General features: G+C 48.8%; 23 protein-coding genes. 11 read left to right on the top strand and 12 right to left on the bottom strand.

The window, feature by feature from the left end:
* Nucleotides 1-2 precede the first annotated feature (2 nt).
* The 6 genes from LZD49_RS05910 (at nucleotide 3) to LZD49_RS05885 (ending at nucleotide 7153) form a co-directional block, all read left to right on the top strand.
* On the top strand, nucleotides 3-818 hold the full coding sequence (locus LZD49_RS05910) for a protein-glutamate O-methyltransferase CheR (RefSeq protein WP_234666392.1): 816 nt from the start codon (nucleotides 3-5) through the stop codon (nucleotides 816-818).
* Nucleotides 815-1399 (top strand): chemotaxis protein CheB, encoded by a 585-nt coding sequence (locus tag LZD49_RS05905; protein WP_234666391.1) that lies wholly within the window; start codon nucleotides 815-817, stop codon nucleotides 1397-1399. The genes LZD49_RS05910 and LZD49_RS05905 overlap by 4 nt, the downstream gene beginning before the upstream one ends.
* A 17-nt stretch (nucleotides 1400-1416) precedes the next feature.
* Nucleotides 1417-3360: a response regulator gene (locus LZD49_RS05900; protein ID WP_234666390.1), complete on the top strand. Its 1944-nt coding sequence runs from the start codon at nucleotides 1417-1419 to the stop codon at nucleotides 3358-3360.
* 86 nt (nucleotides 3361-3446) lie between these two features.
* Nucleotides 3447-4214 (top strand): hypothetical protein, encoded by a 768-nt coding sequence (locus LZD49_RS05895; protein WP_234666389.1) that lies wholly within the window; start codon nucleotides 3447-3449, stop codon nucleotides 4212-4214.
* Nucleotides 4215-4417: 203 nt separating this feature from the next.
* The gene (locus LZD49_RS05890; protein WP_234666388.1) at nucleotides 4418-6262 is read left to right on the top strand and encodes a chloride channel protein; all 1845 of its coding nucleotides are present in this window, start codon (nucleotides 4418-4420) and stop codon (nucleotides 6260-6262) included.
* A gap of 456 nt (nucleotides 6263-6718) precedes the next feature.
* Nucleotides 6719-7153 (top strand): MarR family winged helix-turn-helix transcriptional regulator, encoded by a 435-nt coding sequence (locus LZD49_RS05885; protein ID WP_234666387.1) that lies wholly within the window; start codon nucleotides 6719-6721, stop codon nucleotides 7151-7153.
* 91 nt (nucleotides 7154-7244) lie between these two features.
* Here LZD49_RS05885 and LZD49_RS05880 read toward each other — a convergent pair whose 3' ends face one another.
* The 7 genes from LZD49_RS05880 to LZD49_RS05850 all read right to left on the bottom strand — a co-directional run bounded on the left by LZD49_RS05880 (nucleotide 7245) and on the right by LZD49_RS05850 (nucleotide 14856).
* Nucleotides 7245-8072 (bottom strand): DUF4097 family beta strand repeat-containing protein, encoded by an 828-nt coding sequence (locus LZD49_RS05880; protein ID WP_234666386.1) that lies wholly within the window; start codon nucleotides 8070-8072, stop codon nucleotides 7245-7247.
* Between the two features lie 4 nt (nucleotides 8073-8076).
* Nucleotides 8077-8940 carry a DUF4097 domain-containing protein gene (locus tag LZD49_RS05875; RefSeq protein WP_234666385.1) on the bottom strand — a complete coding sequence of 288 codons (864 nt, stop codon included), beginning with the start codon at nucleotides 8938-8940 and terminating at the stop codon, nucleotides 8077-8079.
* A gap of 20 nt (nucleotides 8941-8960) precedes the next feature.
* Nucleotides 8961-9800, bottom strand: coding sequence for a HEAT repeat domain-containing protein (locus tag LZD49_RS05870; RefSeq protein WP_234666384.1), 840 nt, complete (start codon nucleotides 9798-9800; stop codon nucleotides 8961-8963).
* Nucleotides 9787-10311: an RNA polymerase sigma factor gene (locus LZD49_RS05865; protein WP_234666680.1), complete on the bottom strand. Its 525-nt coding sequence runs from the start codon at nucleotides 10309-10311 to the stop codon at nucleotides 9787-9789. Before LZD49_RS05865 ends, LZD49_RS05870 begins: the two co-directional genes overlap by 14 nt.
* A 342-nt stretch (nucleotides 10312-10653) precedes the next feature.
* Complete coding sequence (locus LZD49_RS05860; protein WP_234666383.1) at nucleotides 10654-11136, bottom strand: PA2169 family four-helix-bundle protein; 483 nt, start codon at nucleotides 11134-11136, stop codon at nucleotides 10654-10656.
* 50 nt (nucleotides 11137-11186) lie between these two features.
* Entirely contained in the window at nucleotides 11187-12305 is a 1119-nt protein-coding gene (locus LZD49_RS05855; protein ID WP_234666382.1) for a hypothetical protein, read from the bottom strand.
* Nucleotides 12306-12420: 115 nt separating this feature from the next.
* The gene (locus tag LZD49_RS05850) at nucleotides 12421-14856 is read right to left on the bottom strand and encodes an ABC transporter permease (protein ID WP_234666381.1); all 2436 of its coding nucleotides are present in this window, start codon (nucleotides 14854-14856) and stop codon (nucleotides 12421-12423) included.
* A gap of 235 nt (nucleotides 14857-15091) precedes the next feature.
* On the opposite strand from LZD49_RS05850, the gene LZD49_RS05845 reads away from it, so the two are divergent.
* Nucleotides 15092-15661: a Crp/Fnr family transcriptional regulator gene (locus tag LZD49_RS05845; RefSeq protein WP_234666380.1), complete on the top strand. Its 570-nt coding sequence runs from the start codon at nucleotides 15092-15094 to the stop codon at nucleotides 15659-15661.
* Nucleotides 15662-15736: 75 nt separating this feature from the next.
* Nucleotides 15737-16393 (top strand): hypothetical protein, encoded by a 657-nt coding sequence (locus LZD49_RS05840; protein ID WP_234666379.1) that lies wholly within the window; start codon nucleotides 15737-15739, stop codon nucleotides 16391-16393.
* 173 nt (nucleotides 16394-16566) lie between these two features.
* Here LZD49_RS05840 and LZD49_RS05835 read toward each other — a convergent pair whose 3' ends face one another.
* Nucleotides 16567-17541, bottom strand: coding sequence for a class I SAM-dependent methyltransferase (locus tag LZD49_RS05835; RefSeq protein WP_234666378.1), 975 nt, complete (start codon nucleotides 17539-17541; stop codon nucleotides 16567-16569).
* 197 nt (nucleotides 17542-17738) lie between these two features.
* Between LZD49_RS05835 and LZD49_RS05830 the strand changes: the two genes are divergently transcribed.
* From LZD49_RS05830 to LZD49_RS05820, 3 genes are all read left to right on the top strand, one after another.
* Nucleotides 17739-18641, top strand: coding sequence for an AraC family transcriptional regulator (locus LZD49_RS05830; protein ID WP_234666377.1), 903 nt, complete (start codon nucleotides 17739-17741; stop codon nucleotides 18639-18641).
* A gap of 90 nt (nucleotides 18642-18731) precedes the next feature.
* Nucleotides 18732-19577, top strand: a complete 846-nt coding sequence (locus tag LZD49_RS05825; RefSeq protein WP_234666376.1) for an oxidoreductase — start codon at nucleotides 18732-18734, stop codon at nucleotides 19575-19577.
* 54 nt (nucleotides 19578-19631) lie between these two features.
* On the top strand, nucleotides 19632-20315 hold the full coding sequence (locus LZD49_RS05820; RefSeq protein ID WP_234666375.1) for an NAD-dependent epimerase/dehydratase family protein: 684 nt from the start codon (nucleotides 19632-19634) through the stop codon (nucleotides 20313-20315).
* On the opposite strand, the gene LZD49_RS05815 is transcribed toward LZD49_RS05820, so the two are convergent.
* From LZD49_RS05815 to LZD49_RS05800, 4 genes are all read right to left on the bottom strand, one after another.
* Nucleotides 20316-20951, bottom strand: coding sequence for a hypothetical protein (locus LZD49_RS05815; protein ID WP_234666374.1), 636 nt, complete (start codon nucleotides 20949-20951; stop codon nucleotides 20316-20318).
* Nucleotides 20952-21142: 191 nt separating this feature from the next.
* Complete coding sequence (locus LZD49_RS05810) at nucleotides 21143-21529, bottom strand: DUF5618 family protein (RefSeq protein WP_234666373.1); 387 nt, start codon at nucleotides 21527-21529, stop codon at nucleotides 21143-21145.
* Between the two features lie 53 nt (nucleotides 21530-21582).
* Nucleotides 21583-24729 (bottom strand): efflux RND transporter permease subunit, encoded by a 3147-nt coding sequence (locus tag LZD49_RS05805; RefSeq protein WP_234666372.1) that lies wholly within the window; start codon nucleotides 24727-24729, stop codon nucleotides 21583-21585.
* A gap of 1 nt (nucleotide 24730) precedes the next feature.
* Nucleotides 24731-25030 (bottom strand): DUF190 domain-containing protein, encoded by a 300-nt coding sequence (locus LZD49_RS05800; RefSeq protein WP_234666371.1) that lies wholly within the window; start codon nucleotides 25028-25030, stop codon nucleotides 24731-24733.
* Nucleotides 25031-25036: the final 6 nt, after the last annotated feature.

Genomic DNA, 25036 nt, shown 5'->3' with positions numbered 1-25036 from the left:
GTATGGTATTGATAGAATATCCTGAACTGGAAATACTTATTACGCGGATCAGGGAAATCTCCGGTTTCGATTTTTCGGGTTATGCACGGCCATCGTTGTTGCGGCGGGCGGGCAGGTACCTGACCACCCATAAAATGGACCACGGGCAATTGCTTGTGCACATTGAGCAGGGAGGAAGTGTGGTTTACGACCTGATACAGGAACTGACGGTCAACTATTCCGAGATGTTCCGGGATGCGGATTTTTTCAGGAAGGTGAGGACTGAGGTTTTTACTTACCTCGAATCATACCCGACATTGCGTTTTTGGGTAGCGGGGTGCGCATCGGGGGAGGAAGCTTATTCGATGGCGATTTTCTTGAAAGAGGCGGGTTTTTTGGGCCGTTCGCTGATTTACGCAACCGACTTGAGTAACAAAGCGCTCACAGCGGCACGGGAAGGTGTGTTTACATTGGGAAATGCGCGTACGTTTTCCGAAAACTATATGGCAGCCGGAGGGGAGCAGTCGTTATCTGACTATTACCGGGTCGCTTATAACAAAGCCATTATTGTGCCTGAACTGCGCAGAAATATCGTTTTCTCTATGCACGACCTGACCGGCGACGGGGTATTTAACGAGTTTCAGTTTATCAGTTGTCGGAATGTGATGATCTACTTTACCCTGGAATTACGGCGAAAAGTATTCGGGCTTTTATATGACAGTCTGAGTATGTTGGGCTTTCTTTGTCTGGGAAAGCGAGAAACGCTGCGCTACTCCGGTCTGGAAGATCATTTCAAAATAATCGACAGTACGTTGAATATTTATCAGAAGATCAGATGAAAACAACAGGGGATAACGCAGCGCTTAGTCTGGTGCTTGTCGGCGGCTCGTCGGGTAGCTTTGCGATTTTCGAGGAAATGTTGAAACTGATCAGGAATCCATTATCCTTCGCACTGATTTTTGTGCTGCACCGCGGTAAGTCAAGCACGTCGGTTTTGCCGCAATTGTTTAAAAATAAGACAAACGTATACATGAGTGAACCGTATCACCTGGATCCGATCGAGGCAAATTCCATTTACTTCGCTTACCCTGATTACCATTTGCTGATTGGTCCGGATCGCCGGTTCTACTACGATATGTCCGAAAAGGAGCTCTTTTCGAGGCCTTCCATTGACGCCACCTTTGCCTCTGCCGCTATGTCTGGTATTCCGGTGAAGGCAGCCATGCTATTTTCAGGTTCCAGTGCCGACGGGGCATTTGGAATGAAAACGTTGGCTCAAAGAGGCTTTCCAACTTACGTCCAGAACCCTGCCGAGGCCGAGTCGCCAAGGATGCCGGAAGAAGCACTCGCTGCTTATCCCGGGCATCAGGTGATAGTGGACGGAAACCTTTTTTCCATTATCAACAACATACTTCAATAGCAACTCAACGATAACCCATGGAGAATACCAAGATTTTGCTGCTGGACGATCGGGAAGAAAACCTGATCTCGCTCAAAGCAATCCTGAACCGGGACGACATTGACATATATGCTACAACATCGCCCAACGAGGCATTGCGGATTGTTTGGGAAGGCGATATCGCGGTGGCGTTGGTGGATGTTCAGATGCCCGGAATGGACGGTTTCGAGTTTGCGGAAACGCTCTTTTCAAGCCCGAAAACCCGCGAAATCCTGATCGTCTTCGTAACAGCCATTTCGAAGGAAACCACTTATGCGGTGCGTGGCCTTAAAACTGGGGCTATCGATTATCTTTACAAACCACTCGATCCATATATCACCAATGCAAAGGTAGATTCGCTGATCAAGCTCGCTCGCAGCCAGCGGGAGATACGTGACAAGAACAAGTTGCTGGAAAACTATGCGACGATAGTTCTCAACTCACCCGATATTATTGCTACCGTGGAGCCGGAAACGGGGTCCATACAGTCCATTAACCCGTCCGTAGAAACGATTCTTGGTATAACCCCGGCTTCGTTGCTCAAAACGCCTATCCTCGATCTGCTCGTGGAACCGTTGAAATCGTCGCTCCGCGAAGTCCTGGTGAAGCGGAGTTATGCCGGCGGTGAAACGATCGTGGTCGAGGACCAGTTCTATGGCCGGCTTAGACAGCCTGTTTGGTTGGAACTCAGAATCATGTACAAAAACCGTTTGCTGTTCGTCAACCTACATGATGTGGAGAAACGAAAGGCACACGAACTGGCGCTCGTCGAAGCACAGGCGCAGGCGGAAAAGGCTCGGAAGACGAAGGAAGCTTTCCTGGCGAATATGAGCCATGAGATCCGGACACCGCTGAACGGGATTATCGGCCTTGGTAACCTGCTTTCCGCAACCGAGCTTAGCGAGTCTCAGAGTGAACTGTTGAATATGCTCCGGCAGTCGTCCGGCTCGCTACTGAATATCCTGAACGACATTCTCGACATATCCAAAATCGATGAAGGCAAGTTCTCGATCATTCCGACGTCTACTGATCTCCGGGTGCTTGGAAAGGGAATCATCGACCTGATGCGGTTCAAAGCGGATGAAAAGGAGCTGGAACTACATCTTGAAATCGGGCTTGGGATTCCTGAATGCGTGCTGGTAGACGGGATGCGTTTGAACCAGATTTTACTCAACCTCGTCGGAAATGCGCTGAAATTTACCGAAACGGGCAGTGTAATGCTAAAATTGGAATATTTGGCTAAGGTACCAAGCGGACACGCCATCCGGTTCGCCGTGACGGACACTGGCATCGGGATGTCGGAAGATCAATTGGCCAATATCTTCTCCGAATATGGTCAGGCCTCTGAAAACACCTCGCATCAATATGGTGGTACCGGCCTTGGCCTGACTATCTCGCAAAAACTCGTAAGGCTCATGGGAAGCGAGCTGGAGGTGAACAGCCGCTCTCGCCATGGCAGCCAGTTTTTCTTTACGCTGGTGCTCTCGGACGCGAATGAAAAGACGGCAGGCGCCAAACCGTCGGTATCTTTCCAAAACCTGCCATCATTCGAAGGTAAACGGGTATTGGTCGCAGAGGATAACCCAATCAACGCATTGCTTTTGAAAAAATACCTGAAAGCTTGGCAGTTGGATGCTGTCATCGTAGGCAATGGGAAAGAAGCGGTGGATCAACTGCGGGAAGAACTATTCGACCTCATCATTATGGATACCCGTATGCCCGAAATGGACGGTTTTCAGGCCGCACGGCTAGCGCGCGAAGAGTTGCGGGTTACCACGCCTATCTTATCGCTTTCCGCCACGGTTTTGCCGGAGGAAGTGGCCCAGGCGCTGGAAGCAGGCATGAATGACACGCTTTCAAAACCTTTCGAACCTGAGAAACTTCATCAAAAAATAGATTTGCTCCTCACAACCGTAACCCCGGCAACGGTGTCTCCGATTTGAACTGCAACGATTTGTGGTAACTTCTCGTAATGATTAATTACCGGATTTCGTTGTAGAAAGAGTAATTCTAATTGACATAATAACAAATGAAAACAATCAGAAACAGTTGGTCATTACTGCTGTTAATAGCCCTCGGCGGTTGTAGTTCTTCCAAAACGATGCCTTATGAATCGAAATGGAATGCGCCGTTCTCTTATGTGGATGAAATCAAGCCTGATCAGCAGGATCAGCGGTCACGACTCAGATACGGAATCATCAACGACGAACAGTACGTGTACATTACGCTTAAAACTAAGGATCCCAACACGATCCAGAACATCCTGGGCAATGGACTGAAAATTGCCTTCAGCCCGGGCGGACAAAGGAAAGAGGCGTATGCGCTGACGTTCCCGGTGGTAATGAAAGAAGACCGCAAAGCATTACGCCGTATTGAAACCGATCTGCCGAACAGCCTCGGCCTTGACCTGCTGCTCGATTCCTACAACAAGGAAGCGGTTTGGAAGGATCGTGAAGGCCAGCATTTGATCGATCTCGTTCGACCTGATGGGAGCATCAAATCGCACATTGCTATGGACCGCAATGGTGAATTGACTGAGCAAATAGCCATTCCTTTCGCTTTGATGAATGTAAATGCGCGGGAAACTGCAATGATGGGCATGAATATCAAAGTCGAAGGGCAAGGTTCTTCCAACTCCGGTTTCAGTCCGAGGATCGGTATTGGTCTGGGCGGAGGTATAGGAATGGGAGGCGGCATGGGTGTTGGCATTGGTACCGGTGGCTATAACTCCCGGTATAACGGCAACGACCGAAATGTTGATATCCGTCTCGAAGTGCAATTGGCAAGAGCAAATTAAACCAGCCTTACCAGGAATTCAGGGCCCGCTGTAAAAATCAGCGGGCTTTTTGTTTTAAGTAACTTGTTTTAAATCAAGTTGCTGATCAATGTTAGATTTTTTAACATATTAATTAGTGATCTTTCGGCTATTATTGGTAGCTCATAGGAATGCTATTTTTAGCGTTATGTCCTAGCCCATACCTCCCTTGTAACGAATCGATTGTGAATAGAAGCAGTATTAAAAAATTTTATAATTTTTTAAAGTTCAGAAGGAACTTCACCCGGTATGGCCTACGAAAGGCCAGAAGCTACGAAATTGTTCTATTCTGGCTGAAAAGTATCCTGAATCGAACCCAATTCCTGATCCTTTCCGGTATCCTGGTAGGTATTACTTGTGGACTGGCCGGAGTGGTGCTGAAATCGCTGGTACATTACATTCACTATGTAATTACCTACAAAGTGCATTTTGAGGAGCAGGTGCTATTCCACACTCTGTTCCCGTTTCTGGGCATTGTGCTGACGACCCTCGTTGTCTTATTCATTTTCAAAGGGCAGGACAGAAAGGGCATTCCGGCTATTTTGTATGAAATCGCGCAAAATTCGAGTGTTGTTTCTTCGGTGAAAATGTATTCCCAAATCGTGCAAAGCGCCATTACGGTTGGGCTGGGAGGTTCGGCTGGGTTGGAGAGCCCAATCGCTGTGACGGGCGCAGCTATTGGTTCCAATTTTGCACAGACCTACAAGCTCGACTACCGTGAACGGACATTGCTGCTCGCCGCCGGAGCCACAGCCGGGATTGCTTCGGCATTCAATGCACCCATCGCCGGAATGATGTTTGCGTTTGAAATACTGCTTACCGGCGTCGTTTTTTCCGACTTTCTGCCGTTGGTCGTCGCGGCGGTTTGCGGAAGTCTGGTATCCAAAGTTTTGTTGAAAGAATCGGTGTTGTTCCAGTTTAGTACCCGTACACCGTTTGATTATCATAACATCCCTTTCTATTTGCTGCTCGGCATTTTGTGTGGGCTGTACGGGCGCTATTACGTGCTCATTGCAAAGTATGTAGATCAATGGTTTCACCATCTGAAGTTCGGCCGCATTCAGAAAGCAGCTATTGGAGGGGCTATTTTATCGGTGCTGTGCGTGCTTTATCCCCCTCTTTTTGGCGAAGGTTACGACACTATCAAAGCGATCACGAACGGGCAGATCCAGGAGGTAATTGCCAATAGTTTCTTTCAGTTCATTGGTTATCATGAATGGGTTGTGATCGTGTTCGTACTGTTAATATGTTTACTCAAAGCATTCTCTGCCTCCATCACTATTTTCAGTGGTGGTAACGGCGGCAATTTTGCGCCTTCGCTTTTCGCAGGCGGGCTCGTGGGCTACGCGTTTGCGCTCGTATGCAAGCAGCTAGGCATCCCAAATGTGCCCGAAAGCAACCTGGTAATCGTTGGTATGGCTGGCGTTATGAGCGGAGTATTATATGCACCATTAACGGCGATTTTCCTGATCGCCGAATCGACCTCCGGCTATGACCTGTTCATTCCGCTAATGATGGTTTCGGTGATCTCATTTTCGATAGCCAAATGGTTCTCTTCGATATCCCCTGATCTCGAAAATCTCGCAAGGCAAGGTAAGATTTTCACCCGTGAACACGACCGTAATTTGCTCTCGCTGCTGTACGTTCCTGACCTTATCGACAAAGATGTTCAGCTGGTGGATGTGCATGCATCGCGAGACGAATTGGCCGAACTGATACGCACCGGTAAGCGGAATATGATTTCAGTAATCGATGGCAAAAAGCTTGTTGGTATCATCTCCATGGACGACATCCGGCCGTTGCTTTTTAGCGATGCGGGTTACGATCTTCTCGGCATTTCTCACCTCGCGAAACCGCCCGCCACTGTCATCAATGAGTTCGATAATGTGTACACCGTTGTCAAGAAATTTGATGAAACAGGGGCCTGGAATTTACCGGTCGTGAAGGTCGATGGAGAGTTTGTCGGATTTATTTCCAAGTCGGCAGTGCTCAATAGTTACCGGCAATTATTGCGGTCGCATTCGGGATAGCGGGGCGTTTGGAGATTACCCGTATGGCGTTCGTTACGCACGCCGTTTGAGTGTTGTCATCGGGTTTGCCCCATGTCTGAATGGTCATGTTCGCCGCGTTGTTGTTACATCCCTGACGGGATTTCCCCCGTCGCTACTCCCGATTTTTTCTGCCAATATTACGTCGCCACGCGACGCTTGCATGTTTGCCCAAAATGCCGTTAGGTACGAAATATTGGTTGCCCGACCGTTATCTCTGGCAATGCGGTGCATGCCGTAGGCACGCGACAACCATGAGAAAGGAAGGCTCCGCGACATGCATTCTCATCCGGAATAAACCATAGGCTCCCGCGTATCCTGCGCCGATTGAAAAATAATCAACATATTATTTTTCAATCATTTATAAATACATTATTATTGCATAATACTTGATAAGTCAAGTATATATCAACTATAAATCAAACATTATTCAAGCTTATGTTAACTATTTCTCAGGGGCTTAAACTGTTTTTGAATCTTACTATGATCCAGACATTGACGTCAAAGCGATTCGATGCTAAGCTTGGAAGCCATGGAATCAGCCTGAATGAATTCATGATTTTGCATCACTTGGCGAATGCGCAGGATGAGAAATTGCGGCGTACGGATGTGGCCGAAAAAGTGGGTTTGACGGCCTCGGGGATTACGCGAATGCTGTCGCCTTTGGAGAAGCTGGGCTATGTAAAAAGGGAGGCAAACAGCCGGGATGCAAGGGTATCTTATGTGAAACTGGCCAATGCGGGCAAGAAGATTTATGTCGAAGCGGTCGCTTCCGCTGAGGCTGCGACGGAACAAATCCTGGCGTCGGTAAAGACCAAAAAGCTCGACGAATTGCAAAAAATGCTCTTGGAGCTTGGCGCGACGATTGAATAGCGGCCTTTGGTGTTGAAAACTTTCCGTACAGCCCAATAAAAACGCCTCTGGCAGACGATCTGCCAGAGGCGTGGGCCATGGATAGGGAATATTACTTCGCCTTTCTCACGTAAATATTTCCATTCATATTCTTCATCATAATCTCGCTGCCGCCGCCGTTGACCTTGCCTTTTACCCAGTCTTCAATGCTGACTTTATACATACCGTCCTTCGAGGAACGGCTTGCCTGCGGAGCGGCTTTGTCTACATCCACATCGAAATCGCTGTAAATCTCTCCGCGATCTGATTTGAGTTTCACGTCAAATTTCGCGGTTGCCGGAAGGGTCACATCCACATTGCCATTGAGGGTCGAGAATGCCATGGGCGATTTGGCATCAGCGGTTTTGAAAGTCGCTTTCAGCAGGCCGTTCACCGTGTTGGCAACAGCCGAACCGGAGATGTTCGTCAGGCGAATATCGCCATTCACATTCGTGATCTCCATTTCGCCGTCTACATTCTCGATTGTGATATCGCCGTCATTCACAGTTCCGACATTGAGTGCGAATTTCATCGGTACTTTGATGTTGAGCTCCATTTGTGTGTTGAACAATTTTGAACTGACATTCACGACATTGTTTTCCTCGGTAGCGGTAATGTCGAGCGAGCCATTTTTTGAAATGCGTTTCATACCTTCCGAATTCTCCTTAGGCTTTTCAGGCTTGTCTTGTTTAGAGCTCGCGTCGATCAATACCTGGTTGCCATTGTAACCTGTTATACGGATCGAGCCGCGAACGAGGTGTACTTTCAGCGAGCCGGGCTTGGCGGGGTCGCTCAGAGGGACGGAAAGTTGTTCTTTCAATTCACCCTGAGCCAGCAGCGGGGCCGAAAAAGTGGTAAATGCTGCGAACGCTGCAAGGACTAAAATGCGTGGGGTTTTCATTCTGCTATGATTGTTTTTTGAGATAGATATTGCCATTGAATGTTTCGAATTTGTAGGTGGGGCCACCGCTGCCGATACGGATAAACGTTTCGGTGCTGAGCTTGTAAACAGTTTTGTTTTCATGGTTTTCTGCATTTTTGACAACCCTTACCGGAAGCCTCTCCACATCGGGAAAGTCGGTAAAGAAATCACCGTTGAAAGTCTTGAACTGGCAGTCGACCGACAGCGCAGCCGGGTAACTGATCTTGATATCACCGTTCAGCGTCTTGAAATCCGATCCGCCTGGGGGAATGGTCAGGAAATTGACTTCGACATTTCCATTGATTGTCCGCATCACGGAAGGGCCTTTGGCATTCACCACCTTGATTGCCCCGTTCACATTATGGACACCCAGTGAGCCGGTTACGTCGTTTACATTGATATCGCCTCCGTTAACCGTCGAAACGTGTAGATTGAGCGAATAGGGGACTTTTACTACGAAGTCCAACTCGAAATTGTAATGGATCTTCGGGCCGTCCCAGTTGCGGCGGCTACGGTTTGGGCGGGAGTCGAATGGATTGGCAATGTAGGCGATGATACTATCGGCGTCCTGCTCGATTTCCAATTTGAATTCCTGCTTGCCCTGGTCGAGCACCTCCTGGGTTTTGGCAGTAATTTTCTTGTCGATTTCCAGCACTACTTTGTCACCGTTATATCCCTCTACCCTGATGGACCCGTTGACGTTGTAGATTGCCAGCACATTCTTGGCTGCCTGGCCCGCAACGGTAAACGCTTTGCTGACGTGCTCCTTGTGTTCCAGCTTCTGTGCCTGGGCCTGGGTACAGCAGAGCACTGTTCCCGCCAGCAGGGGGATTGCAAAATACTTCATGGCTAATAGTTGTTTTAGGTTTATGAAAGGTCTTTAATGGTCTGTTGGATTTTTACTTTCACGAGATCGTTCAGGTCTTCTTTTTGAAGCAGTGTTTTCAGCGCTTTCACCGAGCGTTTCTCCTGCAATTTCACCATCACATCCGCCATCGCCACCTGCACCATCGGGGAATCCTGCATACTAAGTGATTTCACCAGTCCTTCGCGTACCGTCGCATTATCGGCATATTGTGTGAGCGCTTCGAGCGTTACCAGCCGGACGTTGACGTTGGGGTCGTTGTTTAAGGTCGCAAAAAGCGCTTCCAGTACGCGATCATCGGCTTGCACGATCTCACTCGTGTAGCTCACTGCCCGAAGTCGCTCAGTGGCCGAGGGATTATCAAGTAACGTCAGCATCATGGCGCTCTTCATGTCCTGCACCTGGCCGGCCAGCGTTTCGATCTGTTGCTGGTAGGCGGTGGCGTCGACCTTGTTGCGGCTTGTCCGGTTACCGATCACCCAACCCAAACCTACCAACAGCAGACTGAATGCCACCTGCACTGTCCATTGCGGCAAAACAAACTCCCGGATGCTTTCCATCATGCTTTGGAACGAGAACCTTTCTGCTGCGTTTTCCGCCTCCTTGAATTCGTCGAGCATCGCGTAAAAGTTGTTGCGCATGGCCTCCGATGGCTCGGGAACCCTGATTTTCGTCATGCCGTCCCAGATCAGCCTGTCGGCCGCAAATTCTTCCTGGCAGCTTATGCAATCTGCCAAGTGTCGGTTGACCGCCATTTGTTCATTCCTTTCCAGGCTGTTGTTGAGCCATTCGGTCCGTTTGTCCTTAGTATGTTCACAGCTCATTTCCCTATCTTCTTTCATTTGTAAAAAACCTTTTCTTCAATTCTCCCAATGCCCGGTGCACTCTCACTTTTACGGTTCCCTCGTTAATATTCAGTACTTTGGCGATTTCGTCGTATTTCATTTCCTGAAACCGGCTCAAAATCAGCACTTCGCGGTACTCGGGACTTAATGCGCCCATTGCTTCGTGCAGGAAATCCTTGTCTTGTTGTTTTTCGAGATTTTCATCTGCCAGGATGCCTCCTGCAATCCGGTCTGCGACTTCGTTAACGTCGTAGAAATTAAACGACCTATTTTTCTTCACCGAATCGTTCAGCACATTCCGGGCGAGGTGGTACATCCAGGTCCGGAACTCACCGTCGGCGGTAAACGTATGCCGGTATTTGAGCATTCTGTAAAACACGTTTTGTACGAGGTCCTCGCTGAGATCGGTCTTGTGCGTCATGTGGTAAAAGAACCCGAACAACGGCCGGTTGTACCGCTCAAAGAGCAATCCCATCTTATCCAGGTCACCGGATTTTACCCGGAGCATTAGCGAGTTGTCGGTTAGGGTATTCAAAAGTTCGCTCTTTTTTTTTCGTGATTCTGATGTGGTAACTCTGGGGGCACGGAAAGGTTACAAGAATTTGAGAAAAAAAATGAAAAAATTTTTTTGTTGCCTGACACGCATCACGTTACACATTTAGAATATCTACAAAAATGGCACTTTTTGTTCCGGCACATCCAGAGGAACTTAGGGGAATTTACCGACGGGATTGGAGAAGAAACGGAAGAAACAGGGAAAAACTAACGAGGCGGCTACCAGCGATGCCAACCCGAGGCTTCAGCCTCGGGCAAGCAAGTAACCAGCCGCGGCCTCAGCCGAAGCAATCTACTAGGTCGTTAGCGGATACTTCGAAACATCCCGCTGCCGGTTGCGGTCAGTTTTGATGGTGTTGTAGGCAGATTGGATGGCGGTAAACTGGCTGAGGAGCAGTTGCCGGATATCGGCGGGAAGGTTGTCGGACTGCATTGCTTCCTCATAGGCTTTTTTCGCAGCATCTTCGCCGATTTCGGCATTTTCGAGCACTGCGAGGCGGTTGTCAAAAGTGAATGTGGCGCGAATATCCATCCACACGCGGTAGAGTTTGCCGGAAAGCATGGTGCCCGTGGCGGGCTCGCCGCCGAGGCGGGTAACATACGATTTCAGATCCAGCACATTCGCGCGACTCTGTTCCGCAAGGTTACTGAACATGGATCTGAGATCGTTTTCGAGTTTATTGGTTTCTGCCTCGGTTTTTTCATATCCGGCGATCCGGTCGTTGTTGATCAGGATCAGGTCGTTCAGGATTTCGATGGTTTCTGAATTTTGTGCCATTACGGTTATCGTTTGATGATGGGCTTTTTCATCAATAACCATTCCAAAGCTCATCTGACAATGCTGATCGAGTTTCCGTAAATCTTGTATTTACATCCTGGTGCCTGGTCACGGATCACTTGCTCGCAAACGAAACGAAGAATTTCATCCCGGCGGGAAAGTGGCGTCCGGGTCTGCGCCTCCCAATATTTTATTTCAGGAATATAAAAAATCACGACCGCATTGCCACCGCCGAATTCCCAGTCGAACCGGATATTGATATCACCTTCTTTGTAGTAGATGATGCCGCCACGGCCATCCTGGGTATATTCTACGGTAGGAAAAAATCGGCTTTGAAGGTCTTTCCTGAACCGGTCCATATCTATTCCGGAATCCAGCTCTACGCCGTTGTAATCGAAAAGCCTGTGCTCATCATCGCTCTGGACCATGTGCAGGCTGCAAGGAGGCGAAGAATAGCCAGGGTAGGGTGCATCTTTCTTGATACTTTCAACAGTCAGTTTGCGTGGTGGCTCAGGCTCGGGAAGGCGCAGCAAATGTACTTCCTCATTGCGGATGGCACGGGCGATATTGGCAGGCGGATTTTCGTAAGGCGCTTTGGGAAAACCTTCTGAAAATTTGATAAAGCGGATAGAGTGCGTCCAACCTCCCGGCCAGTCGGCTTCGATGTTGTAAAATCCCGGCGGGTAGGGAAGCGTATTGATCAGGATCATTGTGCTACCATTGAGGCGATCACGCACAGGCTTTTCTTCCAGCAAAGTTTCGGAGCATGCATTAGTCAAGCGAAATGTGCCTGCATCCCAGGCGTATTTTGGCATATGGAAAAACAATTGCTGGCAGTCGTTGTAGTGCACAACCCGAACATTCTCGGGCTTCACAATGCCAATTTCATCCACCGTCGAACGGTTGTCCGGGTTTTGGGAGAAATTGGAAACGCTGGTAAGCACACATTTACCGTAGTAAGCTTCTTCGAGTGGTACACCGTCTACGATTGCCTCTGCCGCACTTAGCGGAACGATCCCCGCCGTACCATCCCCGGTATCGGGGATAAAATAGCCTGATTCCGGTTGATCAGCAGATTTTTCCACGATACGTCGCCGTACCTCGATGATATTACCAGGTTGGAAAACGTGGGTGTGCCGGGTGATCTTACAGTGGATGGTTGCCTCCATTTCGCACAGGTATTTTTATAAAAATCCGGGCCTGAGCTGCACACGAATTTTGCTGCAACTCAGACCCGAATTTAATAACAAATGAACTTCTGGGCGGCTTCTTTTGAGCCTGCGGTCATTCTGAACGAAGTGACTGTACCGGGTTGGCCAATGCGGCCTTTACGGACTGGTACGAAATGGTCAATAATGCCACCGCTGTCGAGAGTACTCCGGCGATGGTGAATACCCACCAGCTCACGTTGATTTTGTATGCAAATTCCTGCAACCATCTGTCCATCAGCCACCAGGCCGTGGGCGTTGCAATAAGCAGCGCTACCAGCACGAGTTTAAGAAAGTCCTTCGACAACAATGCGATGATCCCTGCAACCGACGCACCTAGGACTTTGCGCACACCTATTTCCTTGGTGCGTTGCTCGGTTGTGAAGGTAGCGAGGCCGAATAGGCCCAGGCAGGCTACGAAAATCGTCAGGCCCGCGAACGTACCCAGGATCTGGCCGGTTTTTTGCTCGGCTTTATAAGTTTCATTGAAACGCTCGTCAAGGAATGTGTAGCTGAACGGCATATCCGATTGGAAGCCATCCCAGTTTTGCTTCATCGAGGCCAGCAGGCCTGAAACTTCGGTGCTCCTGGCCTTGACCATCATCCAGCCCCACCCATTGCTCAATGTCATCACCAGCGGGCCTATTTGTTCATGCATAGATTGGAAATGGAAATCCTTGACGATGCCGACGACCCGGTATGCCGATTTTTTTCCGTCATTATCGCTGTGGGTGATCGTTCGGTTCAATGCGTTCTCAGGTGTCCAGCCGAAGATTTTTACAGCGGTTTCATTGATGATAATGCCCGTCGAATCAGTGCCATATTCTTTGGAAAAGTTACGGCCGCGCGCTATTTCCATACCCAAAGTCGGAAGGTAGTTGTAATCGACTTCATAACGTAAGGTTTTGATGTGCCGGGATGGGTTACCGTCGGGGTTTACGGCGAAGTTGTTGTTGTCCGAGGGGCCGGCGGGTACATATCCCGAGAGACTTACCTGCGCCACGCGCGAGTCGCGCACGAGCTTCTGGCGGAATGTGTCCGTGTTTTTGCCCAGCGACCAAGCTGGTACCACAATCACCTGATCCTTATTGTACCCGAGCTTTTTGTTCCGGATAAATTGCAGTTGCTGGAATACGACAGTCGTTCCGATGATCAGGATTATCGACATCGAGAATTGGAATACGACCAGTCCGCTGCGCAGATTGATGCTTTTCCCTGAGGCGCTAATATTGACCGCCGAAGCCCCGCCTTTCAGAACGGTGATAGGCTTGAACGACGAGAGGAAAAATGCCGGATAACTTCCCGCGAATATCCCTACAAACAACCCGAAGCCGATCATCGCCGGGATAAGGCCGGGAACGGAATTCCATTCCAGTGAGAGATTTTTACCCGAAAGCTGATTGAACACTGGTAGCGCGGCAATACAGAGGATTGCGGCCAATACCATAGCGAGAGCCGTCAGCAGGATGGATTCCATTAGAAATTGCCATACCAGCTCGGATTTTTCGGAACCCATTACTTTTCTCACACCCACTTCCCGTGCACGTTTGGATGAGCCGGCGGTGGAGAGGTTCATGAAATTAATGCAGGCAATGAGCAGCATCATAACCGCTACCGCACCGAAAATATACACGTAAGTCATATCGCCGTTCACGTCCAGGTCGTACTGAAAATCGGAATGCAGGTGAATGTCAGTCAGTGGTTGCAAGTGAAGTTCGAGATTGTTGCCCTGTTTGCGGAATTCGGCCATGGTAACGCCCATGGCCTGTTTCAGTTGCGGACTAATGTATTTATCAATGGTCGCGGGAAGTTTTGCTTCCAGCTTTTTATAATTATAACCTTCCGGCAAAACCAGGTAAGTAAAGAATTCCGACGTCATCCAGGAAGTCGATTTTGCCTCATCCAATGTGGCCATTGAACCCAGTAAGTCGAAGCGGAAGTGTGAATTGGACGGAATATCCTTCATGACGCCAGTGACGCGGTACGTTTGTTTCCAGTCCTTGAATGTGACGGTCTTTCCGATCACATCGGTTTTACCGAAATATTTCTGAGCCGCAGATTCGGATAACACGATCGTAAGCGGTTCTAAAAGCGCTGTTTTCGCATTTCCCTGGATAAAAGGCAGCGTGAAAACGGAGAAGAAATTGGAATCCACAAATGCGAGTTTTTCGTCGTTGTAGATTTTATTATTGAGAAAAACCAACGGCCTTCCGCCCTGGCGTAATCTGGTAGATTCGAGTACTTCCGGATAGTCGGCCTTCAATGCGGCCGCAGTAGGAGGCATTGCGTGCGATTCGTTGATAATCCCGCCTTGCATCGTCCCTTTAAATGTGGTTCTTACAATGCGATCCGCTTTTTCATGAAAGCGGTCGAAGCTCAGCTCGTCGATCACATACAGGCTGATCAGCATGCATGAAGCCAGACCAATGGCCAGCCCGGCAATATTAATGGCGGAAAACACCCGGTTCCGTGCCAGGTTTCGCCAGGCGATTTTGATATAGTTTTTTAACATAGGGATAGAGCGGACTAAATTATGGCGGTTGAAGGATTGATTTTCATGGCTAACAGACGGTACATTGCATTGCATAGTACATTGTATAAAATACATGCCAAAAAATTAATCATTTGTAAATCAATAATATATACGTAAATGTGGCCGTCCACTCGTTCGCATTCGGACACTTTTGTGCGATACCGGCCGGGAAGGATAGCTGATCTTTCTTACATTTATGCCGATTACGACGCTTATGACAGACCTAGAACAGTACCTGCAAACCTATTTTGACTTTGATCAGGGAGATCTGGTCAAAGTCGCTTCCTTTTTCAAACCCGAAATAGTGAAAAAAGGTGAATACTATCTCAAAACCGGGAAACTTTGCCAAAAGCTAAGCTTCATTCAATCGGGTATGCTGCGTATTTACGTGGATCTGGAAGACCGGGAAGTCACCCAATGGATATGCACCCAAGGTTATTTCGTAGCCGATCTGGCCAGCCTGGTTTTCGAAAAGCCCGCCCGCTGGAACATTCAGGCGCTTGCTGATACGACTGTTTACACCATCGACAAGCGCGACTACGACCGCCTGGGCGAATATATTCCCAGATGGCCGGTAACCGAAAAGCTCTTTATCGCACACTGCTTCACTACACTCGAGGACCGGGTTTTCTCTTTTCTGTCTATGACGGCCGAGCAACGCTACAATCTGCTCTTTGAAAGCCATCGTGACATTTTTACGCAGGTACCGTTGCAATACATCGCCTCCATGCTCGGAATGACGCCCGAAACGATCAGCCGCATCCGCCGGAAACAGCTCAACTGATTTCTTGATCTAGGTCAAGTATGTTCGAGAGTGGTATAAATACCTTTGCATGGTCATTAACCAAACATCAATCACATGTTTCTAGGTCATTATGGTTTAGCATTCGGGGCGAAGAAAGCTGCCCCCAAAGTTTCGCTCCTCACCCTTTTTTTTGCCGTCGAATTCGTTGATATCCTTTGGCCGTTCCTGCTTTTACTGGACGTCGAAAAGGTGAACATCCGTCCGGGTTTCACCGAAGTTACCCCGTTTGAGTTTGTGCATTATCCTTACACGCACAGCCTGGTTATGGGCGTGGTTTGGGGGCTGCTGTGCGGAGTTATTTATTGGTTATTCCAAAAAGATATGCGTGGCGCAATGATTGTCGGTCTCGCCGTGCTAAGCCACTGGTTCCTCGACCTGGTGGTTCATATTCCTGACCTGCCACTGACAATATCGGGTGATACGAAATTGGGCTTTGGGATGTGGAATTCGTTGCCAATGACAGTCCTAACAGAAAGTATTTTATTCATTGCCGGTGTCTGGATTTATGTCAAAAATACCCGCGCAATTAACGCTAAGGGCAAATGGGGCCTGTTTGCTTTGATCGTCTTCTTCATCATTGCGGAACTCTTCAATACGTTCGGCCCTCCGCCCGAAAATTCCATCCCCGCATTGCTTGGCTCATTCGTGGTATTGCAGGCAATCGTGCTGGGGTTGGCGTATGTTACGGATCGGAACAGGGTGGTGGGGTGACGGCTGACGGCTGACCGCGGACGGCTGACCGCTGACCGCCGACGGCTGACGTAATGCGGTTAGGGCTGTCGGGATGCAAGTGACCGGAGACTTAAATGACTGACAATACCTGACAACCACTGGCTCGCCGCAATTTTGTCGGCATTCAATGGTCAGCCATTCGCGGTCAACACCTACTTCCGCTGAAACCCCTTATAATGCGCGACAATATCCATGTCACTGAACGTATGGTCCGGAGCTTTGCGACCGAGGAAATAGACACCGCTTGCTGTATCCACATTAAATGAATCGGGAACGAGATGGTCGAAAAACCTGACCCAGCCAAACAGCATGGCAACCAGGATCGCCATTTTTCGGCTGCGTGTAACGCCCCACGCCATATACCGAATGTTCCACAGCAAAACGGTGCCGATGCCGGTCAGAAAACCTGAATCCAGCAGTTTAAAATCCTTGAAAAGCAGACGGTGGCCACTTTCGGTGAAGCGGGTGAAATCGTACGGACCCTCATGTACATGTTGGAGGAACGGGGTTTCTGCATAAACCACACCGCCGTTACTGAGCACACGGTGGATTTCGGATACCACGCGTTGCGGGTACATCACGTGTTCCAGGACGGCCTGAATCCAGATACCGTCGATACTGTTGTCGGCGATAGGCAGTGAATGACCGTCAGCAATGAAATCGGTGTTGGGCGAAGCGTAGATGTCGAATGAAAGGATATTGATATTTTTTGCATCGTACAATCCATGGGCACCATGGCCAATCGCCCCTCCGCCGATGATCAGTACTGTCGATTTTTTGTCCGGATATTTCTGAATGCTATCGACAAATTGCACGAGGTTTTTTTTCGTCTTGCCACCATCACCCCAGAAAAAGTCTTTGACCCTGTCATATTTGTTGCCGGTGCGGGGAATAAGGCTTTCCCCTCCGGTCCCGAGCAGCTTTTGCCTGTTTAAAATACTTCGATTGAAATCGACCAGAATAGGGATCTTTTCCTGTATCGTGGGCACGCCCGCTGTGGCATGACTACAACCGGGATGATCACACAACAACTGCTCGTTATGGACTTTCAGACGCGAAAGGCATAACGGGCATACCAGTGTGCCATTTTGAATGTATTCGGTCAACAGTGGGGACAGTGATAGCATGGGCAGACGGAGTTGTTAGGAAATGAGCGATTTGAACTTTGTGCCAGATAATTACATTCGGTTACTTAAATATACAATTAAGGGCGAACAAGGCGCTTATATACTCTAAGCATTGAGCAACCGGGAACAACCAGTGACTTTACGGAAAAATGAGTCGATGGAATTCAATTGCTATTTGATTTTTGTAACTTCGTCTTATGGAGAAACCAGAATCACTCGAAGAATTTTATCAATACAAGTTAAATTGGCTGCCGGACAATTTGCAACAAGACATTGGCCATTTCAATGTCTTTTCGATGGGGGACAATTACGTGGCTAATCCCGTCCAGGCTCGTTACAGTCGTCGGGACTTTTATAAGATTGCGCTGATCCGGGGAAAGAATGTTTATCATTACGCCGATAAGAGCCTCGAATTGGACGGGACATCGCTCATGTTCTTCAATCCGCTTGTGCCATACACCTGGGAAGCGGCTTGCGACACCATTACAGGGTACTTTTGCATTTTTAAAGAAGGTTTTTTCTCAGAAAAGCTACGAGGCAATGTGGCCGACTTGCCCATGTTTGCCATCGGCGGGAAGCCTTCCTACATTCTTAACGATTCACAGGACGTGCATGTGAGTCAGATTTTCGAGAAGATGTTGGAAGAGATCGACTCCGATTACCCATTTAAGTATGACTTGTTGAGGAACTACGTGACCGAATTGGTTCACTATGCTCTAAAAATGCAACCAAGTGAAGCACTATATCAGCATCCGAACGCCAATTCACGTATTACAGCTGTTTTTACAGAACTATTGGAACGTCAATTCCCCATCGAATCACCTTCACAACGTTTTGGCTTACGTTCCGCAAATGATTTTGCAGAACAACTCTCGGTGCACGTAAATCACCTTAACCGCGCCATCCGCGAAACCACCGGAAAAACCACGACCATGCATATTGCCGAGCGGATGGCTTCCGAGGCCAGGGCGCTTTTACGGCACACCAATTGGAATATTTCGGAAATCAGTTACTGCCTCGGATTCGAGGAACCATCCCATTTCAACAATTTTTTCAAGAGACAAACCAATCAAACTCCGTCGGCATATAGAATTGTTTGAATTTCGCAAGTTTCTGTTTGAACCACGCTATGCCTCAGGTCTATGGCCATTTTACCTTTGTACTGTTAAAAAATTAATTAGCTAAGCAAAATGGAAAACAGAAAAGTATGGTTTGTTACCGGCGCCTCGAAAGGCCTGGGACTGGCACTCGTGCAAAAATTATTGACCCATGGTTATTCTGTCGCTGCCACTTCACGTTCGGTGGATGATCTCAAAAATGCAGTAAAACATTCAGAAGGGCAATTTTTGCCGTTGGCGGTGACTTTGACAGACGGACAAAGCGTTGGCAAGGCTATCGCCGCGACCGTAGCCGAATTCGGACGTATAGACGTCATTGTGAACAATGCAGGTTATGGGCTAGCCGGAAGCCTTGAAGAGCTCTCGGATGAAGAGGCAAAGGGTAACTTCGATGTTAATGTATTTGGTACGCTCAACGTAATCCGCGCAGTGATGCCCTATTTGAGGGAGCAGCGATCGGGCCACATCATGAATGTATCTTCTATTGCCGGCTTTACCGGCACGTTTCCGGGCTTCGGAATCTACTGCGCAACGAAATTTGCGGTCACCGGCCTTTCAGAGTCGCTCGCGGCGGAAACGGCTTCGTTTGGAGTGAAAGTAACGATTGTAGAACCGGGCTATTTCCGTACGGAATTCCTAAAAGCAGGATCGTTTGTAACACCAAAGAACGAAATCGCCGACTACAAGGAAGTTCGCGAATCGCAGGCTTTGCATGAGCAACAGATCAACGGACAACAGCCTGGCGATCCCGAAAAAGCAGCCGATGCGATGATCCGCATTGCGGGCGAGGCTAACCCTCCGCTGCATTTACTACTTGGTTCGGATGCCTTTGGTCTCGCGCAATCCAAAATCGCGTCTTTGACGGATGAGCTGGAAACCTGGAAGGAAGTGTCGATTTCAACGGATTTTGGGGCTTAGGTCGCTTTGAAATATCCTTATCTTGCGGCATCGACATTTCAAACCAAATCAACTATGGCTGTTGAAGGAAAAATAAGGGCAATTATTACAGGTACCACAGGCATGGTGGGCGAGGGGGTATTGCTCGAATGCCTGGAAAGTCAGGATGTAGAGTCCGTTCTGGTCATCAACCGCAGACCATTGGGCATCACGCACCCGAAGCTCAAAGAGATCGTACACAAGGATTTTTATGACCTTTCTTCCATTGAGAATCAATTGAAAGGCTATAACGCCTGCTATTTCTGTCTTGGCATTTCGTCAGTAGGTATGAAGGAGCCTGACTACAAGCGCATTACCTACGATTTGACCATGCACGCAGCCGAACTTCTGAGCCGACAAAACCCGGGCATGACCTTTTGCTATGTTTCCGGCGCGAGCACCGACAGCACCGAAAGAGGCAGCATTATGTGGGCGCGTGTAAAGGGTAAAACCGAAAATGATCTCCGTAAACTCCCGTTCGATCAGGTATTTGCATTCCGGCCCGGCTTTCTGCGTGCTACACCGGGGCAGACCAACCTGCTGAAACTGTATAAATATTTCGGATGGTTGTATCCGGTGGTGAAAGCAGTATATCCCAATGGGGCATCGACGCTCAAACAACTTGGGCAGGCGATGATCAACGTGACCAGATTCGGCTATGATAAGAATATTGTCGAGGTAAAATACATCAACCTCCTCGGCGACCGACAGTACGTCTGATCACTTCATTTTTTCGTAAGAGAATGCATCGCCTTTCAGAAGCGGGTGTGCACCTGTGAGACCGTTCTTATCCGGTTTCAGGGCAATATTTTCCACGAAAATCTCGATGATCCATGGCTCGATTCGAAATTCGAAATAGTTGTCTTCGGAATTTACCGGAAAAGAGGTGTAGCGTTCAGGAGCGAGCGTAAAAAACAGATCGATGCCCGTGGCCTTGGTTTTGGGTATCTGAAATGTGCCCTCTTGGTTCATTTTGCCATATTTCTCGCCGCTACCCGTTCGAACAAGTGTTTCGAAGAACGGAAGGATCTGCTGGTTGCTGTCGACGATTTTGACGGTAGTAAAGTCATCAGACGCTGCTTTGCTTGCCACCAATGCAAAATCGCGTTCAGGCCGGGGCCGGCTGTTGAGGAGTATTTTTCCATTCTGAAACTGCCATTTGCCCTGGCCCTGGCGATCCATGGCACCGTAAGAGAAGTAAAACTCGAAAGTGCTGTCGGGTTTAAGCAGGATCGCGGAGGCTGTTTCCATGACGCCTTGCAAATGATATTCTCCGGGAATGGAATCTGGAATTTGAGCAGTAGACATCCGACCGAAAATGAGCAGTAAGAAGAGGGGGTAGCGCTTTTTCCTCATAGAAGAATAGGTTAGAGTGTATAGTTGAGTACGCTGCTGTCCGTTAGGGACATAATACTTAGGAAATTTAACTAAAAACGCCATTTTATCCACTGGATAATTATTATATGGCTTAAATATTGAGCTAGTTAAAAAAACAGCGCCGTGCTAAATAAATGGCACGGCGCTGTTTATCTATCGGCTGGCAGAAATTAGCAAGTAACAGTCCGCTGCTCGACCCATTGGATGATTTGGTCGGCTCGTTTAAGGCCGGCTTGCGCTACCACAGCTTCCCGGGTTCCATCATAGCCCATGTACAAATGCAACAGTTCATATGCATTCACAAAATTGTTCAGCACCTTTTTATCTACCGATGCAAGCTGCTCCTTATACCAGTTGACGTCTTTACGTTTCTTTGTTTTCACACCAAATAAACCATCAAGAGCTAGTAGTACCCCGGTGTAGGCGGCATGACCCGCCAATTTTACGTACTTCCGGTCGGTATACATTTCATTTTCCTTACCGGCCTTTTCTCTTAAAATGGTGCGCGCATTCTCCACATAGCGTTTCGCCTCGAGAACAGGGTTTTCGTTTGTCATAGTCTGTGTTTTATATGAATTGTAACTATAACAAAAATACCTATTTCATCCTTTCAATCCAATTCCAGCACCTCCCTCGGCTTCTCCGGTTTTCGGCGTTTTTCCATCCATAAATACAGCGGTGGAATGAGGACCGGTGCGAAGATCAGCGTGCTTGTCAAACCACCAATAATCACGGTTGCCAGAGGCCGTTGGACGTCGGAGCCAATGCCCGACGAAATAGCTGCTGGTACCAGACCGATTATGGCTACTACCAGGATGGACAGCATGGCACGGAGTTGTTCGGAGGATGCTTCCAGCACGTCATGCTCCAAGGAATTTTCGCGGGCTTGTGTAGTGCGGTTCAGTGCAGAGACGAGCAAAACGCCTGCCATTACCGAAATGCCAAATATGCTCACAAATCCGACACCGGCGGAAACATTGAAATAGTACCCCCGCATCAGCAGCGCCACAATACCACCACCCAGCGCAAACAGAATGCAACTCATGGTCACCATCGTATGCGGGAGGTTTTTAAAAAGCATAAACAGGAACAGAAACACCATAACAATCGTAAGCGGAATGGTGAATGCCAGCTGTTTACCGGCCCGTTCGAGGTTTTCGTATTGACCACCGTAAATGATGCTGTAACCTTTCGGAACATGCACCTGCCCATTGAGTTTTTTCTGCAACTCTTTCACAAATCCACCCTGGTCGCGGCCACGGATGTTAGTGCGGACGGTTACCATGCGTTTGCTGCCGTAGCGATAGATATTAGTCTGACCTTCCATGAAATGGATGTCGGCTAGCTGACTCATTGGAATGAGCGCCCCGGTAAGCGATGGCACCTGCACATTTTTAATTGCGTCGATGGAGTTGCGGTATTTGGGCAGGAAGCGGATCACGATATCGTAGCGCTTAGTGCCGTCGTAGAGCGTCGAGATGGTCTTGCCGCCGATGGCCGCTTCGATCATGTTTTGAATGTCGGCCACATTAATTCCGAAACGTGCAGCTGCCTCACGGTTAATGTTGATTGCGAGCTGTTCCTGAGGACCTTCCTGTTCGATATTCACATTGTCGGCACCGGGCGTTGCTTTCACAATTTTAGCAATAGCTTCGGCTTTTTTTCGCATCATATTCAAGTCATCACCCACCACAGACACAGCCAGGTCGGCCGCGCTACCGGTGACGATTTCCATCACCTGATCGATAATGGGCTGGCCGGACGAGAATGCCACAGCCGGTAATTGGGCCTGCAAATCGTGTCTGATCTTTTCAACGAGCTCTTTTTTGGTGATAGTTTTGCTCCAAAGATCATAATCCTTCAAACCAACCAGGATTTCGTTTCGGTTGGCAGGGAACGGGTCGGTACCATCGTCGTTGCGGCCGGTTTGGGTGATCACAAAAGATATTTGTGGGTATTTGGCAATGATCTTCCTGATTTTCGGCGCATAGCTCGCATTTTCCTGGATCGTAATCCCAGCCGGGAAGTTGCCGCGCAGAAATATCGAGCCTTCATCGAGCGTCGGCAGGAACTCGGTACCCAGTTTTATCCCGAATAAAACTAATATGGTCACAACACTGAAACCAACGAGGACGGTGGTCTTATAATTCTTCAAAAAGGCGCCTAATACTTTGGAATAGGACTTTGTAAGAAAATCCAACACAAAATTCTTGTGTTCTTTCATCGGCTTCTCGGGATCGGCCAGTGCTTTTTTGTAGGCGAATGAAATGAGTACCGGAATGAAAGTGAGCGCCGCCAGCATAGAACCAATTACCGCAAATGCGAGCGTCAGCGCCATGGGGGAGAAGAGCTTGCCTTCCACGCGCGTCATAAGCAGTATAGGCATGTACGCGAGGATGATGATGGTTACCGAGAAGAAAATTTCCCGACCCACTTCCTGGGCGGACAACAATGTGATTTTGACAATGCCCTGCCGCTTTTCTTCCGGACTTGCCGTGCGGTATTTGCGGATCAGATGCTCGGCCATTACACAGGCACCGTCGACAATGATCCCAAAATCGATCGCACCAAGCGAGAGCAAGTTGGCTGGAATGCCGGTCAAACGCATTAGTATAAACGCAAATAGCAATGAGAACGGAATCGTAAGTGCCACCACAAAGGCGCTTCGGATGCTTCCAAGGAAGAATATCAGCAGGATCACGACAATCGAAATCCCTTCAAACAGTGTATGCGCGACGGTTTCGAGCGAATGGTCGATCAGGAAGCTGCGGTCGTAAAGCGGTTTCAAATGCACGCCTTCGGGCAGTTCACTGGCTTCGAGGTCGGCGATCCTTTCTTTCAAAACCTTCAAAACCTCGCTGGGGTTTTCATACCTTCTGAGCAGGATAATACCTTCCACGCCGCTGCTGACATCCACTTTATCAGCCGTAATAGTATAACCCATCACGCCACTTGGAGGGGGAGGTGTGATTTCGACTGTGGCGACATCGCGAACAAATACCGGCACGCCATTATCCGATTTCAACACAATATTCTGGATATCCTGCTCATTCTTAATGGCCCCGAGCCCACGGATCGCAAAGCCCTGGCCGCCACGGGAGATTACGTTCCCACCGGTATTCTGATTATTGACATTAATGGCGTCGATCACATTCTGCATCGACAAGCCGTATTTTACAAGCTTTTCGGGAGAAGTAATGATATGAAATTGTTTCAATGGTCCACCGAAAGTCGTAACATCTGCAATACCAGGCACTTGTAGCAATGCAGGCTTGATCACCCAATCCTGCAAATCGCGGAGCTGGGTAGGGCTGTAACTGGACGGCGCTTCCACCACATACCGCAGGATTTCCCCCACTGCGGTGGATAATGGTGCGAGCTCGGGCGCAACGCCATCCGGCAGCTCAGCCGAAGCAAGCCGTTCGGTAACTTGTTGACGAGCGAAATAATCGTCTGTGCCGTCTTTAAATGTCAGCTGCACGACGGATAACCCGAAGATGGTACGGCTGCGTCTGTCGAGTACATTCGGGGTGTTCTGGAGCGCTCTTTCGATGGGAACGGTAACTTGTTGTTCCACTTCCTCGGCGGCACGACCGGGATATTGGGCGACCACGATCACATTGGTATCTGCGATGTCGGGATAGGCTTCGATTTTGAGCTGGGTAAAGCACCAGTAGCCGACGCCCATCAGCACTACGCTCACAGCGATCACAACCCACCGGTTGCGAAGGCTGAAAAAAAGCAGGTTCTTGATCATTTTAATTCCACTTGTCTACATGGTTGGTGACTATAAACCCGCTTTTCACCTCTTTCCGAAGCAATGTCAGAGCGGATTTCACTTTTTCTTCCTCATCGATGAAGGAAATGACCATGGGTGTTTCGTCGAAACTGAACAGGTCGTTGGGGCGGCTCAGGTGCTTGCCGTCAAAGCCGAGACGGCCGCGGTACACTGTCGCTCCCTGCACTTTTTGTCTGACCAAAAACTGCATAATGTATTCATATAGCGGTATTTCGTCCTTCCAGTGATCGGCACTGACGAAAATCTGGGCTTGTAGCATATCAGG

The organism is Dyadobacter sp. CY261 (genome assembly GCF_021440085.1).
Taxonomy (GTDB): domain Bacteria; phylum Bacteroidota; class Bacteroidia; order Cytophagales; family Spirosomataceae; genus Dyadobacter.
The sequence above is the reverse complement of the archived record's forward strand: the minus strand, read 5'-3'. Positions and strand labels throughout refer to the sequence as shown.

Coding starts and splice junctions, on each gene's coding strand:
- LZD49_RS05910 (WP_234666392.1), top strand. CDS start 3: ATGGTATTGATAGAATATCCTGAACTGGAAATACTTATTACGCGGATC.
- LZD49_RS05905 (WP_234666391.1), top strand. CDS start 815: ATGAAAACAACAGGGGATAACGCAGCGCTTAGTCTGGTGCTTGTCGGC.
- LZD49_RS05900 (WP_234666390.1), top strand. CDS start 1,417: ATGGAGAATACCAAGATTTTGCTGCTGGACGATCGGGAAGAAAACCTG.
- LZD49_RS05895 (WP_234666389.1), top strand. CDS start 3,447: ATGAAAACAATCAGAAACAGTTGGTCATTACTGCTGTTAATAGCCCTC.
- LZD49_RS05885 (WP_234666387.1), top strand. CDS start 6,719: ATGTTAACTATTTCTCAGGGGCTTAAACTGTTTTTGAATCTTACTATG.
- LZD49_RS05880 (WP_234666386.1), bottom strand. CDS start 8,072: ATGAAAACCCCACGCATTTTAGTCCTTGCAGCGTTCGCAGCATTTACC.
- LZD49_RS05875 (WP_234666385.1), bottom strand. CDS start 8,940: ATGAAGTATTTTGCAATCCCCCTGCTGGCGGGAACAGTGCTCTGCTGT.
- LZD49_RS05870 (WP_234666384.1), bottom strand. CDS start 9,800: ATGAAAGAAGATAGGGAAATGAGCTGTGAACATACTAAGGACAAACGG.
- LZD49_RS05865 (WP_234666680.1), bottom strand. CDS start 10,311: ATGCTCCGGGTAAAATCCGGTGACCTGGATAAGATGGGATTGCTCTTT.
- LZD49_RS05860 (WP_234666383.1), bottom strand. CDS start 11,136: ATGGCACAAAATTCAGAAACCATCGAAATCCTGAACGACCTGATCCTG.
- LZD49_RS05855 (WP_234666382.1), bottom strand. CDS start 12,305: ATGGAGGCAACCATCCACTGTAAGATCACCCGGCACACCCACGTTTTC.
- LZD49_RS05850 (WP_234666381.1), bottom strand. CDS start 14,856: ATGTTAAAAAACTATATCAAAATCGCCTGGCGAAACCTGGCACGGAAC.
- LZD49_RS05845 (WP_234666380.1), top strand. CDS start 15,092: ATGACAGACCTAGAACAGTACCTGCAAACCTATTTTGACTTTGATCAG.
- LZD49_RS05840 (WP_234666379.1), top strand. CDS start 15,737: ATGTTTCTAGGTCATTATGGTTTAGCATTCGGGGCGAAGAAAGCTGCC.
- LZD49_RS05835 (WP_234666378.1), bottom strand. CDS start 17,541: ATGCTATCACTGTCCCCACTGTTGACCGAATACATTCAAAATGGCACA.
- LZD49_RS05830 (WP_234666377.1), top strand. CDS start 17,739: ATGGAGAAACCAGAATCACTCGAAGAATTTTATCAATACAAGTTAAAT.
- LZD49_RS05825 (WP_234666376.1), top strand. CDS start 18,732: ATGGAAAACAGAAAAGTATGGTTTGTTACCGGCGCCTCGAAAGGCCTG.
- LZD49_RS05820 (WP_234666375.1), top strand. CDS start 19,632: ATGGCTGTTGAAGGAAAAATAAGGGCAATTATTACAGGTACCACAGGC.
- LZD49_RS05815 (WP_234666374.1), bottom strand. CDS start 20,951: ATGAGGAAAAAGCGCTACCCCCTCTTCTTACTGCTCATTTTCGGTCGG.
- LZD49_RS05810 (WP_234666373.1), bottom strand. CDS start 21,529: ATGACAAACGAAAACCCTGTTCTCGAGGCGAAACGCTATGTGGAGAAT.
- LZD49_RS05805 (WP_234666372.1), bottom strand. CDS start 24,729: ATGATCAAGAACCTGCTTTTTTTCAGCCTTCGCAACCGGTGGGTTGTG.
- LZD49_RS05800 (WP_234666371.1), bottom strand. CDS start 25,030: ATGCTACAAGCCCAGATTTTCGTCAGTGCCGATCACTGGAAGGACGAA.